This is a genomic window from Okeania sp. SIO2B3 (assembly GCF_010672525.1).
GTDB lineage: Bacteria > Cyanobacteriota > Cyanobacteriia > Cyanobacteriales > Microcoleaceae > Okeania.
In genome coordinates this window covers 120,598-138,891 of record NZ_JAAHGH010000007.1, presented here as the reverse complement: position 1 = coordinate 138,891, position 18,294 = coordinate 120,598, and the positions used below count along the sequence as shown (strand labels likewise).

Annotated in this window: 9 protein-coding genes and 1 tRNA gene; 4 read left to right on the top strand and 6 right to left on the bottom strand. The window is 35.4% G+C overall.

Annotated elements, in window-relative coordinates; genetic code table 11:
* The first annotated feature begins 245 nt into the window (after positions 1–245).
* The 4 genes from recN (at position 246) to F6K15_RS08870 (ending at position 6,084) form a co-directional block, all read left to right on the top strand.
* Positions 246–2,006: a DNA repair protein RecN gene (recN, locus tag F6K15_RS08885; protein ID WP_293059941.1), complete on the top strand. Its 1,761-nt coding sequence runs from the start codon at positions 246–248 to the stop codon at positions 2,004–2,006.
* Between the two features lie 622 nt (positions 2,007–2,628).
* Positions 2,629–5,370 (top strand): adenylate/guanylate cyclase domain-containing protein, encoded by a 2,742-nt coding sequence (locus F6K15_RS08880; protein ID WP_293059938.1) that lies wholly within the window; start codon positions 2,629–2,631, stop codon positions 5,368–5,370.
* A gap of 63 nt (positions 5,371–5,433) precedes the next feature.
* Positions 5,434–5,790: a hypothetical protein gene (locus F6K15_RS08875; RefSeq protein WP_293059936.1), complete on the top strand. Its 357-nt coding sequence runs from the start codon at positions 5,434–5,436 to the stop codon at positions 5,788–5,790.
* A gap of 108 nt (positions 5,791–5,898) precedes the next feature.
* Positions 5,899–6,084, top strand: coding sequence for a hypothetical protein (locus F6K15_RS08870; RefSeq protein WP_293059934.1), 186 nt, complete (start codon positions 5,899–5,901; stop codon positions 6,082–6,084).
* Positions 6,085–6,657: 573 nt separating this feature from the next.
* Here the strand turns inward: F6K15_RS08870 and F6K15_RS08865 are convergent.
* From F6K15_RS08865 to F6K15_RS08840, 6 genes are all read right to left on the bottom strand, one after another.
* Positions 6,658–9,090: a diguanylate cyclase gene (locus F6K15_RS08865; protein WP_293059931.1), complete on the bottom strand. Its 2,433-nt coding sequence runs from the start codon at positions 9,088–9,090 to the stop codon at positions 6,658–6,660.
* 1,026 nt (positions 9,091–10,116) lie between these two features.
* Positions 10,117–10,662 carry a peroxiredoxin gene (locus F6K15_RS08860; protein ID WP_293059928.1) on the bottom strand — a complete coding sequence of 182 codons (546 nt, stop codon included), beginning with the start codon at positions 10,660–10,662 and terminating at the stop codon, positions 10,117–10,119.
* A gap of 160 nt (positions 10,663–10,822) precedes the next feature.
* Positions 10,823–11,422 (bottom strand): peroxiredoxin, encoded by a 600-nt coding sequence (locus F6K15_RS08855; RefSeq protein ID WP_293059925.1) that lies wholly within the window; start codon positions 11,420–11,422, stop codon positions 10,823–10,825.
* 1,828 nt (positions 11,423–13,250) lie between these two features.
* Positions 13,251–13,323: transfer RNA gene (locus F6K15_RS08850), tRNA-Met, on the bottom strand.
* A gap of 639 nt (positions 13,324–13,962) precedes the next feature.
* A complete protein-coding gene (locus F6K15_RS08845) occupies positions 13,963–16,374 on the bottom strand; it encodes a peptidoglycan DD-metalloendopeptidase family protein (protein WP_293059922.1) in 2,412 nt (803 codons plus the stop codon).
* 635 nt (positions 16,375–17,009) lie between these two features.
* On the bottom strand, positions 17,010–17,471 hold the full coding sequence (locus F6K15_RS08840) for a tRNA (cytidine(34)-2'-O)-methyltransferase (RefSeq protein WP_293059919.1): 462 nt from the start codon (positions 17,469–17,471) through the stop codon (positions 17,010–17,012).
* Between the last annotated feature and the right edge of the window lie 823 nt (positions 17,472–18,294).

The following is an 18,294-nucleotide window of genomic DNA, read 5'->3' as shown; positions in this document are numbered from 1 at the left end:
TCTTTTGTGGGTTTAATACCCCACCATCTATACGGTGCTTAAAATTGCTTGGGGTTATAAGACACAGAGTGGCCGGTCGTTGACTATCCCCATGTAATTTTCCCCTCTGCCTTTTGCCTTCTGCCTTCTACCTTCTGCCTTCTTCAAGTTTGACCGAAGCAGGATAAAAGTAAAGTGCAAACATTTAATCTTCACTTCTTCCTTCTTCCTTCTTCCTTCTTCCTTCTTCTTTCTTCCTTGAATAAATGCTTATATCACTTCGCATTAATAACTTTGCTCTTATAGACCATCTAGACTTAGAATTAAGTCCCGGTCTAAATGTCTTCACAGGAGAGACGGGTGCTGGTAAGTCCATTATCCTAGATGCTCTTGATGCAACTCTAGGTGGAAAAGTAGACCGTCGCGTCATCCGAACAGGAACTAAACGAGCTATCTTAGAAGCAACCTTTGAGCTAAACTCATCCCTGGCCAAATGGTTAGGAAATCAAGAAATAGACCCAGTGGATGGTACATTAGTAGTCTGTAGCCGTGAAATTACTTGTGCCCAAACTTCTCTCCGTACTAGGTCTCGTCTAAATGGCATTCTGGTCAATCGCAAAATAATGGACCAACTGCGCGATCGCCTATTAGAAATTACAGCCCAAGGCCAAACTCTACAATTAGGAAATCCTAATCTCCAAAGGGAATGGCTCGATCTATATGGTAGTTATCCCCTAGTACAATGCCGAGAAGCAGTAAGTATTGCCTACCAAAAAGCTCAGAAAGCCAAAGCAGCATTAGAAAATCGTCGTCAGTCAGAGCAAGAACGTTTACAAAGAATAGATTTATTAGAATACCAAGTACAAGAATTAGATAAATCTAATCTTACCGAACCTCAGGAATTAGAACAACTAACACAAGAAAGTCAACGGCTTAGTCATGCAGTTGAACTTCAACATCAAAGCTATCAAATATATCAAGCTTTATATCAAAATGAAGGAGATAATTCAGCAGCAGCAGACCTCCTTGGAGAAGCAGAAACCATCTTAAACGATATGGTAAACTACGATTCCACATTACAACCTGTATTGGAAATTATTAGTGAAGCTTTATCTCAAGTTGTTGAAGCTAGCCGACAAATTAGTAGTTATGGCGAGGAATTAGAAGCAGATCCCCAAAGATTACAGGATGTAGAAGAAAGAATTCAAGAGCTTAAACAAATTTGTCGCAAGTATGGTCCTACCCTAGAAGAAGCTATTAATTATTATTACAAAATACAGGCAGAACTCAAAGAACTACAAGATGGTGGAGAGTCTGTTGAAGCACTAGAAAAAGTATACCTAGAAACTCAAAAACAATTACAAGATAAATGTAGCGAACTTAGCTTAAAACGTCATAGTGCGGCTGCTAAATTAGAGACACACTTAGTAGAGGAATTAAAACCCCTCGCTATGGAAAAAGTGAAATTTCAGGTACAAATTACTCCCACTACCCCAACAATTACAGGTGCTGACCAGATTACATTCTGCTTCAGTCCAAATCCTGGTGAGCCACTACAACCTCTAAATTCAATAGCTTCTGGAGGGGAAATGAGTCGATTTTTATTGGCATTAAAGGCTTGTTTTTCTCAAATAGAAGGATCTGGTACTCTAGTATTTGATGAAATAGATGTTGGAGTCTCAGGAAGAGTAGCAGCAGCCATTTCAGAAAAACTACATCAACTTAGTCGGAAACATCAAGTCCTCTGCGTAACCCATCAACCGATAGTAGCTGCAATGGCTGATAATCACTTTAATGTCAGTAAACAAGTAGTTGAGGAAATACCTAATCAAAACTCTGAAGTACGGACTATTGTTAGAGTTAAAAATCTTAATAATTATCAACGTCGGGAAGAGTTAGCACAACTAGCTAGTGGTAGGCCAGCTCAAGAAGCTATAGCTTTTGCAGAATCTCTTTTAACCGAAGCTGCTACTAAGCGTCGTCAAAATTTGACTGTACCTATTTCTAGTTCTGGAGGAGAATCTTAGTCCATAAAATCAATCTCTACTAAAAATACAATATATAAAATAATATTATCAATTGATTTCAACAAAGGGCAAAACAAATTTTGTAGATTATGTTGAGTTATTAACTTAGATATCACACAATCCATAGTATTAATAGCAACTTTTTGTGCTACATTATGAGTATAAAACTGGAGGTCATAATTTTAACAAACCAAAACTTGCTTACTTATATTTCTATCAAAAATGTGGAGAATAAACTTGAAACTTGAAGTAATGATAGTTTTGATAATTATTAATTAACAGTTTATCAAGTACAACAAGTAAGCTTCTATAGCATCAAAATTAATATGCTTATTAAATAACAAACATTCCGGTAATGGGGTAAAAGTAAAGAAAAAAAATATTCACAGAATCGATTGCCCTAAACTCATACCTATAACTTTTGTAGCAAATCTGATATAAAAAATATTTATAATCAACTTCTTGAGAGAAGAATAAAAATTTAATTATGTTAAACTACACTACAGGATATGAATGATTTAAAAATTATTCAGTGCCTATCTTAATATTAATTAACAAACTGAGCCATAACTACTGAAAAGCCTTAATAGAAAGAGCATCTAAAATATTTAATAAAAACGTTATGACATCTGCATCTCCAAACCAAATAGCAACAGAGTACACAATCCCAAAAGAGGATGTGGAAGTTATAGAGGGTACTAACCATGAGGTGTCTCACCCTCAAACTTACTCTAATAATAATGATACTTATAATAATCCAGAAATTAATCTTAGTAATGGAGATAACCCCAAAAGTTACTCAAAACTCAACGAAAGTAGTGCATTAGTTCATCCTGGGTCTAGCTTCTCAAGCTATCTAGCTCCCCTAACAAAAGAAACCTTTGTTGAAGCGGTTAAAGATGTTGAAGAAAAGCTAAAGACAGTTAACCAAACCCTGGGAATGCTCAACAATTTGCTAGAAGCTCAAGGATTTGATGCAATTCTACATGAAATGTTGCGCTCAATTACTCTCAAAACAGGAGAATTATTAAACGCAGACCGGACAACAATTTGGTTATTAGATGAAGAAAAAAATGAACTTTGGTCAACAGTAGCTAAAGGAGCAGATGGGAAGCTCTTAGAATTAAGAATTTCAGCCAATGTAGGAATAGCAGGGGAATCAGCTCAAGAGAAAAAAGTCATAAACATACCCTACGATTTCTATGACGATCCACGTTCCGCTTCAGCACAAAAATTTGACAAACAGAATGGATATCGTACCTATACTATGGTAGTAATGCCATTACTGAAAGAAGATACAGGGGATTTAATCGCAGTTGTTCAACTCCTAAACAAGTTCAAACCAGACCACGAAAAATATGAACAACTAGGAGAAAAAATAGATGTCAACGGATTTACTCAAGAAGATGAAAGAGTATTTCGTGAATTTGCCCCTTCCATTAGTCTAATTCTTGAATCTTCTAAGTCATTTTATGCAGCAACTCAAAGACAGAGAGCAGCAGAAGCTTTAATGAAAGCTGTAGACTCCCTCAGCAAAAGTAGTCTAGACTTAGAAGATACTCTAGGAAAAGTTATGGAGCAGGCCAAGGAACTAATGAACGCAGACCGCAGTACCTTGTGGCTCATAGATAACGAGAAAAATCAACTATGGACAAAAATCCCGATTAATGGGCAGCTCACAGAAATCAGGATTGCTAAAGATAAAGGCTTTGCTGGTATGGTGGCCACATCTGGCGAACCACTACTCATTCCTTTTGATGTTTATAAAGATACCCACTCAGTTACAGCTAAGGAAACAGATGAAAAAACAGGTTATCGTACCTGTAGTTTGTTGTGTATGCCTGTTTTTAATGCTGACAATGAATTAATTGGTGTAACTCAGCTAATTAATAAAAAGAAACAGGGAGATTATCCACCCTATAACCATGGCAACTGGCCTGAAGCACCAGAGCAGTGGAAAGCCAGTTTTAATCGCAACGATTTAGAATTTATGAAGGCCTTTAATATCCAAGCAGGTGTGGCCCTCCAAAATGCTAAATTATTTGATACAGTCAAACAAGAGCAACAAAGACAAAAGGATATTCTACGGAGTCTCAGCAACGGGGTAATATCTACAGATCAAAAAGGCAAAGTTATTGCTACAAATGAAAGTGCTAGACATTTACTAGGCATCAGTGACACAGATATATTAGCAGGTAAGTCTGTAAGCGAATTAGTACGCCTCAAGGAAGGTGACTTTTCTAGGTGGCTAGATTTAGCCCTTTCTCCGAATTATACTAAAGAATACCAACAGTATTATCCAGACCAAACTTTGTTACCCCTGGGAAATTTGCCTCCTCAAAGTATTAATTTGTCAATTAACTCTATGATTGATGTTTGCGACCTGGAGAAGGTTAATGGCGTTTTAGTAGTGATGGAGGACATTACTGGAGAAAAACAAGTGAAAAACTTGATGTATCGCTACATGACGCCAGAAGTTGCTGAACAATTATTAGAAAGTGGTGATACTGGTTTAGGAGGAAAACGTCAACAGGTTTCTGTGCTTTTCAGTGATATTCGTAGCTACACTACTTTGACCGAAGGTATGGAAGCTGAAGAGGTTGTCACTATGCTGAACGAATATTTTGAAGAGATGGTAGATGCTGTATTCAGATATAAAGGTACTCTCGATAAATATATAGGGGATGCCCTAATGGCAGTATTTGGCTCTCCAGCTCCTCTAGAACATCATCCTTTGTGTGCTATGCAAAGTGCTGTAGAAATGCGTCAACGCCTGAAAATTTTCAATGAAGAACGTGTAGCTCAGAACAAAATGGCCATTAAGATTGGTATGGGCATTCACTCAGACGAAGTAGTTAGTGGTAATATTGGCTCTAGTAAGCGTATGGAGCTAACTTCTATTGGAGATGGTGTTAATTTAGCTTCTCGCCTTGAAGGTACAAGCAAGCAGTATGGTACAGATTTGGTCATCAGTGATAATACTTATCAACCTTACAAAGATATACTTTGGGTTCGGGAACTAGACCTAATTACTGTGAAGGGAAAAAGTAAGCCTGTTAGAATATATGAACTGTTAGGCTTTAAGGAAGGGGATCTCAAGCAAGAGCTAACGGAGGAACAACACCATATAGTTGAACATTATCATCAAGGACGAGAGTATTACTTAAGACCATCCAAAGAAAAAAATTTAACAGACCCCTCTATCATAGAAGCTTTTGCAATGGCTGAAGCTGAATTTAAAGAAGTTTTGAAAATCGATCCCAACAACAAAGCTGCTAAATTACACCTTGGTCGTTGTCAGCTATTTCAGGCCGAACTTCCTCCCAAGGATTGGGATGGAGTCTGGAATTTAACTGAAAAGTAAACAATTTCTATCTAAACAAGAATAGAATGTTAGCTCTCTTTTTGAAAAAAACTAGCCCTAGTTATGACTAATCTAAATTCCCACTGCTCAGATACAGAGTGGATAGAGCAGGTTTATCAATTATTGCTTGGAATTGCCCGTACTTCCTTGTCGGATAAGCCTAAACTACCAGAAAATCTTGCAGAAAAAGCTGTACCACTAGCACAGAAAGCAAAAATTATTCAAGAAAAAGCAGATAGCCAAATAATTCCTCCAGATTCGTTAGAATGGGTAGAAAAAGTCCGTCAACTTTTGTTGGATTTATCTCGTTTTTCTTTGGCAGATACACCTAGACTACCTGTAAGTATGGGTCAAAGGTCTCTTGTACTGGCACAAACAGCTAAAGAGATTAAGGACAAAGTTGCTGAAAAAAAATTGTAGTTCTTAACAATCAAAGTTTAGGCCTATTCCAAAACAATTATCATACAACTTGTATTGCTACTAAGTATTACTACTAACAATTTTAAGTTTTTTAGAATTTTTCTTACTATGGAATCAGATAGTCAACCTGCTAGTTACTCAGACGATGAACCTCCTCAAAGGATTGCAAATATTTTGGGAACAGCGATCGCTGTGCTGACTCTGGCAGTACCTTTATTGGCCATTACTCGTTATTCTCATCGTAATATTAATGTGATTCCTCAAACTTCTTATGAATTGTCTGGGTATGAATGATTTCCAATAAAATTTCTAGGAACTTTAGTTTCAATTTTTATTGATTTTTCAAGGATACTGGGATGCGGTAGATTTTTTCATAAAGCATTAGATTAGGATTATCCATGGGAAATTTTGTAGTTGATTTTTGTATTATTTTCGATTATAATATCTTTTCTCTAAAGCCTACCTAGCGATCGATTTTATAGTTTATTAAGACTCAAAAAAAATTTATCTGTACACCTCAATATTATTTAGGGCTTGCTGATTAATTATAAAAGTATTGATACATATAGGTTTGAGTATTTTTAGGTTCGAAATTGCAGTACGCCTGTTTCAGTTGAAAACGCTCATGCATGCTAGTATTTTGGGCTGACTATGGCAGAAAAATTGAGAGACAAAACGCCCGTTCCTACCTCTTCGCTCCCGACCCTTTTCTCCTGTCTTCCCCTCCACCGGAGGGGTTAGAGGTGGGTTGTCTCCTGTCTCCTGTCTCCTGACTCCTACCCCTACCATGCATACTTTCCATAAGCAAACCCTAATTAATTGAAAATAGTCTGTATTAATTTAAACAATGTAATATAAATAAAATATTCAATAATTTGAAGCTACTACAACTCGGTTACGTCCTTCATACTTAGCCTGATAAAGAGCAGCATCAGCAGCTTGAATCACCTTTTCCCCAGTTTTGCCATGTTCAGGAAAGCAAGCAACTCCTAAAGAAACAGTAATAGAACTTAGCAGTATACCATCATATTCTACAGATAATTGTTTGATTTCTTGCCGTATTTGTTCAGCTCTTTTTGCAGTATTTTCTAAAGAACTTCCTGGTAATATCATAATTAGTTCTTCCCCACCATAACGACAAGCTATATCATAATCTCGAACTTTCTGTTTTAAAAAAGAGCCTAAATTTTTGAGAATAATATCTCCAGCAGCATGACCAAATTCATCATTAAACCTTTTAAAATAATCTACATCAATCATAATTATACCAATAGGCTTTTCAGTTCTAATGGCTCGATAAGTTTCTCTATTCAGAAATTCTTCTAAGTAACGGCGATTAAATAATCCGGTCAAAGGGTCACGAATACTTTGAATTTTCAAAGTCTCCTGCAATTTTAGATTTGCTAAAGCTAGCCCAAATTGTTTAGCTAATGTTACTGCTAATTGATGTTCTTCTTTTGTAATGTTTGTTTTTTCTTGATAATAAAATGAAATAACTCCAATTGCTTGGCCTTGTGCCATAATTGGAATACATAATGTTGTTTTAGGTAATGGTTGTGGGAGATGTTGGCAAGTTAAAGCTGTTTGAGTATCCTCTACAAAATGAACTTCTCCCCGACGTAAAGCAATACATTCATGGGGGGCAAAAAGTGTTTCTTCTGGTATTTTTTCTCCCCAATTTGCAATGGCTTCAACTAACATTCTTGAATCACTAATTTTAAAGACCGAACCATAAGTATTGGGAAATAAATTTTGAATTAATGGCAGAATAACTTGACAAGCTTCTTCAACAGTAAAGCAAGCTTGAAGTAAGTCAATCATATTATTTAGTAAAGTAATTTCTTGATTCCGACTTTCTAAAGCTTCGACCCAATTTGTTAATTTTTTATTAGCTTCTTGGGATTGATTTTGTGCTTGTTCTCTTTCCTGAATTTCTTGAGCGATCGCTTCATTCATTTCTCGTAAAGTTTTTTCTGTACGTTTTCGTTCAGTAATATCTCTAAAAGAAGCAAGATAAGCTTCTTTTCCTTCCCAAATTATATTGCCAAGTCGCATTTCAGCCATTCCTATTTCTACACGCAATTCATCCAATGGTCTGACTATATCTATTTCAACTCTTTCTCCCACAACTAAAGGAAACCCAAAAGCTTTTCCAATTAGTTCATCTTCTGTACGACCAAAAAGCAATGCTCCTGCAGGATTAACAAATTGAATTACACCCTCTGTATCAACAATGAAAATTCCATCAGGATTCATTGTAGTCAACATTTGCATGACCTTTTTTTGTCTTTTCAGCTCATTTTCTGTTTCTTGACGAACTGTCACATTTTCAAATAATATACCCACACAATTATTAAGCAAAGGAAAGGCTTTTACTGCAAAAATACTATGGGGAATTCGTTGTTCAAAATATTCAATTTCTCCCAAATCTCTATTTTTTCCCGAATGAATAACCTCAGCATAAATTTCTGGTAAATCAGTCTTTAATAAGTGAGGAAAGCATTCACTAATTCGCTTACCCATTATTTCTTTTTCTTGATATCCAGTTAAATTAGTAACAGCAGGATTAGTTGCTTTTAATCTAAAACTACTAACATCATTTAGGTCTTCCATCTGCCAAACATGTAAACCAACTTGCATATTTTTAACTATATCTGCGTATATTTTATTTTCTGTAAGCTTTGCTTTTAATTGTTTATTAACTTGTTTTAGTTTAGTTTGTGCCTGCTGACGTTGCTTCAATTCTTCTTGCAGTTGTTGATAAAGTTCTGCTTGTCGAATAGCAATTGCCATTTGCACTGATAATTGTTGTAGTAATTCAATCTCTGAATTTTGCCATTCTCTAGCATCAATACAGTGATGGGCAATTAATAATCCCCATAGATCATCACCTTGTAAAATAGGTACTACTAATATAGATCGTACTTGAAATCTAAGTAATAATTCTACATAACAAGTTGGCAGATTACTGTTAGTAATGTCTGTAGCTGAACTCACACGACCATTTTTATAAAGATTGATTAAATCTTCTTTAAAACATGGATCGTATAGGACTTCATTAATTATTGTTCTTGATTGATAGCTAACTGATTCTACCTCAACAATACCACTACCATCTGATTGAAATTTATATATAAAAACACGGTCAACATTGAGTAAATCTCGTACTACTGCTACAGCAGTATTGAGGATATAGTCTAACTCCAATGATTGGCGAATTTTGAGAGATATTTCTGCCAAAATTTTAGAAAATTTCTTTTCAGATATTAATTCTGAGTCAGATAAAGAATTTGGGTGCATAATATCAATATCTCTTAAATTTATAATGATTTTTTATGATTTATTGAGTCTAGTTAAAAATAGCTAAATCTATATTGATTTTGTGAAAAATATATATTAGTATAGACAAAATGTTTATATTTTTAGGATTTAGCAAAGCCTTGTGTAAAGGAAGTAAATATCTTATAATTTCATATATATTAATCCTCAATTATAAATTATACTATGTGTAAAAATACTTATGCTATTTGCATAAGTAAAAAGTTTATTATATTTTCCTATGTCTTAAAAATTTTCCAAACTGATGCAACTAAAAATCATCAAGTTCATTCAAGTCATTTGTATATTCAAATGATATTTGAGTTATATCATGTCCGTTAGTATAGTCCCGTGTAAAACTTGGGGAAATATCTACCGCCATATAAATAAAATTTTTCCTTCTCTTAAAGCTTATTCCTTATTCCTTCTTCCTTCTTCCTTACCTTCTCTATACAAGACCGATGCTACCGGACATGATATTATCTGATTTTTCTGAAAAATTAAGATACTTAACCATAATGAAAATTGGCAAGATTTGCAGTTAAAATTTGGGTATATAACTAATACCAGTAAAAAAAAAGAATGCTATAAAAAGTGCATTTTGAACGGAGATACTTAATAAAGAGCTGTTCCAATTCATTTGAAATTGCTACCTCTATCATTATTTACCTTTTTTTCAAAACTTACTCCTTCTTCCAACTTCGGTCTTCCCTATTCCTTAATTCTACTATTTGTCACAAACATTTATCAAAATGGGATAACAGACTATCAAGCTATGTTTCAACGCCACAGGCTAAATTTACCTGCGAGATTAGTCTATAAAAAATAGAGTTACTTGCACTAAGAAATAATTCAGCTACTAATAGCCATTTTGCTCAACTATAGCAATCCTAAATCATTTGTGATAATTTTATTGCTTCAGTTTTTCTCATTCCCATCTCCGGTTTTCCCTGTTCCCTATTGCCTATTTATTAAAATCTACAATATCTCACAACTCAAATAAGATTGCTATATACAATTATCTAAAACATCAAATAAGTCCTCAATACTAGCATTATGATCTAGAAAAGAAAACAAATGTTTATAGCTAAGTCTACCTTGTTTATCTAATACAAATTGTCCTGGCAGAGGTGCTCCCAAAGCTTGACCAACTTGATAATTTTTAAACACCTGACAACTAGAATCACTGAGTAAAGGCATTTTTAAACTTAGATCGCTCACCACAGTCTTACTTTGTTCCCTATCTGTACTCGTAATCATTAATATTTCTATTCCCCGCTCTAAAAATTTTTCATAATTATTATTTAAAGCTAAGATATGAGGGAAACAAAATGGGCAATACTGTTTTTCCGTAAAGATACGAGTCAAAGCAAGTATGACAGGCTTTACCCCCCAATAGTCTGACAAACGAACTAATTTACCATTTGTGAGATCTGGCAATTCAAAATCTGGTGTTCTTTTTCCGTTATCCAAACTATTAATAGGTGGAATAGGTAATAAATTTTGAACAAAACGTTGATTTATTAAACCTCTAAAATCATAGGAAGTTAGCATAATCTTGATATAATTTAAAAGTTAAAACTCAAAACTTTAATGTGTTTAAATATCCTTTAAATTTACAACTCCAACACTTTTAGATTCAGAATATCTATGAAAGTGTTGGAGTTGAATTTTTTTTCAATTATTCGGTACTTTATAGACTGCCTAAATCAATTTATTTAACAGCTGCAAAGAATTCCTTAGATTTGATTGGATCAGGATTCATAGTCTTATCTCCTGGTTTCCAACCTGCAGGGCAAACTTCATCTGGGTTAGCCTGTACATACTGAATAGCTTGTAGAGTACGTAAGGTTTCATCAACATTACGACCAAAAGCAAGATTATTAATCGTGGCGTGTTGAATAATACCTTCTCTATCAATAATGAACAACCCCCGCAGAGCAATACCTGCTTCTGGGTCTAAGACATTGTAGGCAGAACTAATTTCTTTCTTAATGTCAGATAATAGTGGATAGTTAAGATCTCCAACTCCACCAGATTTACGATCTGTTTGAATCCAAGCTAAATGTGAAAATTCACTGTCTACTGAAACTCCTAAAATTTCAGCGTTAAGTGACTCAAACTCTTTGTAGCGATCGCTAAATGCCGTAATTTCTGTTGGACAAACAAAAGTAAAGTCCAGGGGATAGAAGAATAAAACTATATACTGACCACGATAATCAGAAAGTTTAATTGTCTCGAATTCCTGATCCACTACAGCTGTAGCAGTGAAATCTGGGGCTTCCTGGCCCACACGCAGGCATTCGTCTGTCATTATTTAATTCTCCTTAAAATAACTTGTTGACACTCAAAACTAAAAGAAAACTTATGGTTTGAGATTCTTTATTCTTCCATATTGCCTCTTTATACTCCTTAAGTACAAATAACACCCTAGAATGTCTCTTGTCAGACCTCCCTAGATCAACTTAGCAGATCAAATATTTTCATACTCAGCCTCTCATTCCATTCTGATTCTCAAATATCTAGGTGGATGTACAAATAAAAGTTTTTTGAGACAGTTAATCAGTTGCGAATTAAATCTGTTTTCATGTACCTTTTTTAGTTTTGGTATTCATTTTATTGGAATGTTTCCTCCGACTAAACCACAGAGGATTTTCGGTAGTTGGACTAGCAAAGAGTCACTGAACTAAACCTTAATTTATACTTATTTTTGTCTATTATACCACAGAAAATCTAAACCTGTCTAGCGTTAGCAGAGTGTTAGTTTTCAGCCCTACTATTACTATACATAAAGCTTTCAGATCAAATATTTTCGCCATTTATCCCGACACTAAAAAAAAATTCGTGCAAGTTAACAACTGTGGAGTAAAAGTTGAGTAAAATTGGATTATCCACAAAAGTATAGGAAGAGTTCTTTCAGGCTTTACATTCCTCAAAGTTGACAAATCGAAGGATATTCAAATAATATAAACAAGCATAGCTGTTTCATTCTAAACTGTGCCATTTTATGTATTGATGAAACCACCTTATTTCAAGCTTTAGGAAATTTATCTTTCGCTGTCTGAAAATCAATAAATTCATTGCCAAAATCTAGAATGAAATGACCCTGAGAAACAAGTAAGAGGAAGCAGTATAAAAGTAATTGTCACTCCAGTTTTTGAGATAATAGTGAAATATGCTGTGCAGTCATCATTGGATTGACCAGTAAGAATAAATGAAGTATTTTAGTGTTTTAAAGTTTAGTTCTAACAGTATAGAATATATTATCAGTCATATCTGTTACAGTCATCAGTTAATATTTTTAACAGGTTCGTAATTCACCCCCCACTATTCAGTTATCAGTTAACTGTTTCCAAACTCTAGTTGATGGTAAAAATTTAACCGGAACTAAATTCAGGCCTATTGACATTTTGTATTCCCTATTTCCTCACAGAAGTGCGCATTCCCTTTATTAGTCCATTGGATATGGTGTTTTTGCGCTTCGCAAAGGGTCTCGTAGCGTCCCGTATGGAAGGGACATCAATATCCCTTGACTCCTTGCTTCTAGTCCCTTACAGAGGAGCTAACATGCTTCGCAGACTTAGGGTACACCGCTGTTCCCATCTCCATTGTTTCCTTAGCTCCAATTGGGATATACAGCTTACAGCGGTTTTCATTTGGGTAGACCACAGTAGGGATGTTCCATGGAACGTCCCTACAAAGTTTTGCTTGTGAAGATGTGGTTCATCAATGAGCAAAAGCGCTGTAAATGCCAAACCATTATCCATTATACTGATAATTGATATACTGGCCTTATCACTGTTTAACTCCCCAATCATAAACCTGTTAACGCAGTTACCGAATAGTTAAGGTAAAAATCCTCTTCTTGAAAGAAGAAACAAGAGGTCAAGGGATGGCTCCGAAACCTGCGCCATATCCAATCGACCAAGAGAGAAAAAATTTTCTTTTTATTCAATCCTCTTCCTTTTAGGGAGAGGTAATTATCAATTATCAATTATCAATTATTGAAGACCTAGGAGGCCTACTGATTCCATAAATAACCAAATACTTTCACCTCAAGACTAGTTGTTGACTAAGCTTAGACTATTGTGAGCTATTTGGATAAATCACAAAAATAATTACTACTTTATATGTATAATATATGGCTCAGGCGGGATTTGAACCTGCGACCTTGGGCTTATGAGTCCCCTGCTCTAACCACTGAGCTACTGAGCCTAAATTTTCAACCATTCATAACTATAGCACAGAATATTGTAATTTATTCAATCCTTTACTATTTTTTTCTGAAAAAAACCAAACTAGATTTAATTTGCACCCTAAGTTTATTTATATCTCTATCCCCATTTTCACTGACAACAATGGGGATTTTAACATTTGAGGCGTTGCACTGAAAATAGGAAGACTGTTAGGTGGGATTAGGGAGTTAGAATAAGTTCTGAGTATTAGAAGGCTTTGATTTCCTCCCAATACATACAAATATGTAATGGGATTAAAACAACTGTACTATATAAAATCATTCTCATTTTGACTCTCCACGGGATAAATCCGCGTAGATTCTTCAGAGCTGTCAAACGGGCGCTATTACCAAGTTTTCCAAATTGCTCGTTTACGAAGTATGCTGCTCCTGCAAAACAACCACATTGCCAGTACCGTACCATAGTACGTATACATCAGCAGTCCACTAGGCAATGTCAATTGCCATCACTCTCTCCGGCCATGCATACCATGGAGGCTACTTTTTAATTTTCCGGATCATTATAACACATTTTTTTTACTACGGATTAAAATCCGCGCCCGTCGTTTCCATCCACCGCTTAAAAGACGGTGCTTTCCCACTTATATGCAACACTGAACCTAATTATATGACACTCCCGAACGTAAAAGAGCCATAGGATTAACAGCTCCATTTCCTGTCGGATGGATTTCAAAATGTAAGTGTGGCCCAGTACTGCGTCCAGTGCTTCCCATTTTAGCAATTAGCTCACCCTGAGCAACTTTTTGACCTTCTCTAACAAGAATTTGGCTGTTATGAGCATAGACGGTCAGACTACCATTGGGATGCTTAATTTCCACTAAATTACCATACCCTCCACTACTCCAACTAGCAAAGGTTACAACACCAGGAGCAGCAGCAACAATAGGAGTACCAGTAGGTGCAGCTATATCAATGCCACGGTGCATTCTTCCCCAGCGCCAACCATAACCTGATGTTAAAGTACCCTTACTAGGCCATGTATACCCGGTAAATTGCATTGAACCACCAGGTAAATAGGTATCAGCTTTACCCAGAGGTGGCAAGTCTGGAGAAACCATTTTTCCTAGTGAAGGATTATTCAGAATCTCATTAAAATTAGCTCCTGTTGGTGCTGTGGCCATGACTGATGACCTTTGAGATTGACTAATATCTCTTTCTAGGGGTAGTTCTTTCACAACTGTAGCAGGATTTCTGATTTCAGGTCTGTTAGTTCCCATTTCTTCAGACCATTGTCTGGTTTGGCTGCGACTTACTTCTTCTTGATAAGTTGGTTGTAAGTATCTACTACTATTGTTCTCGTTAATAACTTGAGAATTATTCGGTAAATTCTGTTCTGAAGACCACGGTTCAGGTACTGGAATATTTATTGCTTCTGAGGTTATTGTTTGAGAATCTTCAAGTTCTTTTTGATTGTTATATTCCTCTCTTAACCTGCTGATTTCTGACCTCAAACGGTTACCATAAGGATTGTTTTTACTATCGGATTTTCCTTTTGGTAGTAAATCACCACTCTCAGTATTTATGTCCACTGGTAATGGTTGAACGGGTTGACTATTACTAGAAGATGCCACAGGATTTTGTCTAGATTCCCTTGTACCTAAATTATCAGGCCATACTTTATTAACTAAGGGATTTTTCGGGCTATCTGTAGCAACCAACTGTGTTGAAGTTGAAAATTCTTTTGGTTTCTTGTCTATTTGATTTTCTCGACCCTCGTCTATACCTTGAGACCAAGAAACAAGTTGTACACTTCCGTGTGGAACTTCAGCTTCAGTCACACTTGGTACGCTGTACGATAAATAATTAGACTTGATATTAGGAAGCTTGACTTCAGAAATATTGGGTTGGCTAGTTGTAGTTTCCAAAGAAGGTTGACTAAATTCCTTTTTTGAATAACTACTTGTAGAACTTACAAGTGTTAATGATTCAGAAAATGGTTGCTGAGGAATTTTAAGTAATTTAGCGGCTTCAATTACATCTAGATTTTTAATATTATTAACTCTAGCTAAAGTTTCGACAGATACATTGTTTTCCTTGGCAATTAAACTTAGTGTGTCTCCTACACGCACCTTGTATACCAATGAAACTGGTGTAGATGTCATATCAGAATCAATAACCACTGCCCCTTCTAGTTTAGTCCCTTCAGTCTTGATTGACTCTTGAGCAATTTCTGTTTGACTATTGGCGATTTGTTTAGCCGTGGAACTATGGTCTAATTCAGAAGGAGTGGCTATTTCTAGAGCTGGTTCTTTAACAACTAAATTTTCTGATTTAGCACCTTTATCTAGAAATTTCTCTGTGGATGAATCAAAGGACTTTTCTACAGACTCAGAAACTAACTGCTTATACCTCGACTCTACAGAATTTTTGGTAGAGAGGTTTTCTTGTCTTTGGACAGGATTAATTCCTACTTTTAATTGGTCAATTAGCTGACTATTAGTGCCTATCGTCTCTTTGACCTGCACTTGAGCTAGAGACCCCAGAGGAGGCAGCTCATTAGTTTGTAATTTATTAATTTTCGGTTCAGAAAAAACTACAGTCTCTTGCTCAGATTTTCTGGCTTTAGTCTGGCTATATTTCTGTTTAAGTTCTATAGGAAAAAAGGATTGTTCTCCTAGTGTATGTTCTAAAGGCAGAACAGTCTCAGGTTGAGTTGCTTCAACTTCAGAATCAGTATTTCCTTCTGCCTCTACATACCCTTGGGTTAATTTCTGAAGCAGTAGACCTTTTGACCTATTAACTCCAGTAACATTTAATTCTCTAGTTGAAAGTTCATGTTTGTTGGTGTCTACTCCAGGAAGTTCTGCTGCTACTGCAATATCGCCTTTCCCAGAGAACAGGATGCCTGATGCACCCATAGTAGTTGAAATAGCAGCAAGTCCAATCATGGCAGCAGCGGAAGAAGTTTTGCTACCAACTGTACTTATTTGTTTTGACTGCTCAATATTTGCTTCTGTGTGAAGTTCACAAGTAGTGGCAGATTTTCCTTTACTTGGAAATGTTCGTTTCAAAGAACGACCTCCTATTGACAAGCGTTTAACTGTCTTTAATTTTTCCTTGTCAATGATCTAATTAACTCTATTTTAGAGATCAAGATCACTGACAAATATCAAACTTAGGCTACATTATCTTGCTTTCATAAAAAAAGCAAGGATAATTTTAATTTAATTTTGATTTGATGGTCAAAAAAAGAGCAAAAAAGAGTAACTAACTTTTAAGACACTAAATATTACAACATTCTGGCTCATAGTTTGTTTTTGCCATGTTATTTAGAAATTGTCCAATTGTATTCTTCTCTGAATAGTCCTTTAGTAAATACCCTCTAGACTAACAAAAGGATTTCAGGAGGAAATATAATCTAAATTTTGGTATACACTAACTTGGCGATCGTGACAATTACTAGAGCTATAGAAATTTCTTATAGATAAATATAGAATTACAGATTGTATAGATAAACCTCTATAGAGCAAAATGACCCATTAAATACTTAAATTGGAATATTTCAGAACTTAAGGATTTTTGAGTTATAAACACTATATTTAGTGTAGTACTATAGTTTTGATTGGGGATATATGGTGTTTTTCATCATTCATATCTGTAAAATTAAAGATTATAGATTTTATAGATACTATCAGAAATAATGATTTTAACTCAGATAATCCAATTGACGCCTGGCTTCAAATAAACCCAAGGCAGCACTAACAGAAAGATTTAAACTACGAACCTTTGGTTGTGTCATTGGTATATAGAGAGTTGCTACACAATACTCTAGGACATCTTGTGGTAGTCCATTAGTTTCTGAACCAAATAATAGCCAATCATTTGTTTGGTATTGAAATTTAGTATAATTAGAATCTCCCTTTGCACTAAAACCTACCAGTCTTCCACCTCGTTGCTGATGATAGGTTTGAAACTCTTTGAAGTTATCATGGTTATATAGTTGAACATAAGGCCAGTAATCTAAACCTGCCCGTTTCAAATAGCGATCGCTAATTTCAAAACCCAAAGGTTTGACTAGATGTAATTCTGTATTAGTAGCAGCACAAGTACGAGCAACATTTCCTGTATTTGGGGGAATTTGCGGATATACTAGAACAATCTGAGGCATTAAATCAATTTATTTTGATATTGAGAACATTACAGTTGTTAGCTAGAATATCCTACTTTTAAGTTTTAGGATTTCTCTAAAAATTCAATACAATATACAATCAATATAGGTATAATAAAAACTTAACTATAATGCCTATATAGCAATTAAGTTTTTTCCCCTAGTCTGATTTTAGTTTTGTTAGTTTTGCTTTCTAGACTATAGTAATCCCAGATGATTTTGGAGAAAGGTTCTGTATCAATTCCTGACGCTGTCTAGAGTGCTTCTCTATTTCATTTAGGACTGCTATAGTGTCGTGCCTCACCGTTCTAAGAAACACTATATTTTGATTTCCTAGTTGAGGAAAAAATCTTGACACAGTAGAAGTTATAATAATTAGGGTTTGCGCTCATAAAGCTTTTTGGTAGGGTTAGGAGACAGGAGACAGGAGACAACCCACCCCTCGCCCCTATCCCCTCCCCCTCCCAGGAGGGGAGGTGAAGACAGGAGGAATGGGTCGGGAGCGAGGAGGTAGGAGCGGGCGTTTTGTTCCTCAATTTTTCTGTCCGAAGGTTTGCCTTTTATGCTAAAAGGCATGAGGGTTTTATACTAAAACCAGCGCATCCCTTGGGAATTAAATAAGGCTCAAACCTTTACCTTTCAATGGTTTTAGGATTAATCAGCAAGCCTTAATTAAAATAAATAATGCTACTTATACCAAATTGAAATGAAGCTGCATAGAATAATATTTAAAGCATAATTGACCATAGGTAAGCGTAGATAAATATAGATCGATTTAATGAATTTCATCATTCTATGCAACCTCATATAAAACTGGTATTAC

Coding starts and splice junctions, on each gene's coding strand:
- recN (WP_293059941.1), top strand. CDS start 246: ATGCTTATATCACTTCGCATTAATAACTTTGCTCTTATAGACCATCTA.
- F6K15_RS08880 (WP_293059938.1), top strand. CDS start 2,629: ATGACATCTGCATCTCCAAACCAAATAGCAACAGAGTACACAATCCCA.
- F6K15_RS08875 (WP_293059936.1), top strand. CDS start 5,434: ATGACTAATCTAAATTCCCACTGCTCAGATACAGAGTGGATAGAGCAG.
- F6K15_RS08870 (WP_293059934.1), top strand. CDS start 5,899: ATGGAATCAGATAGTCAACCTGCTAGTTACTCAGACGATGAACCTCCT.
- F6K15_RS08865 (WP_293059931.1), bottom strand. CDS start 9,090: ATGCACCCAAATTCTTTATCTGACTCAGAATTAATATCTGAAAAGAAA.
- F6K15_RS08860 (WP_293059928.1), bottom strand. CDS start 10,662: ATGCTAACTTCCTATGATTTTAGAGGTTTAATAAATCAACGTTTTGTT.
- F6K15_RS08855 (WP_293059925.1), bottom strand. CDS start 11,422: ATGACAGACGAATGCCTGCGTGTGGGCCAGGAAGCCCCAGATTTCACT.
- F6K15_RS08840 (WP_293059919.1), bottom strand. CDS start 17,471: ATGCCTCAGATTGTTCTAGTATATCCGCAAATTCCCCCAAATACAGGA.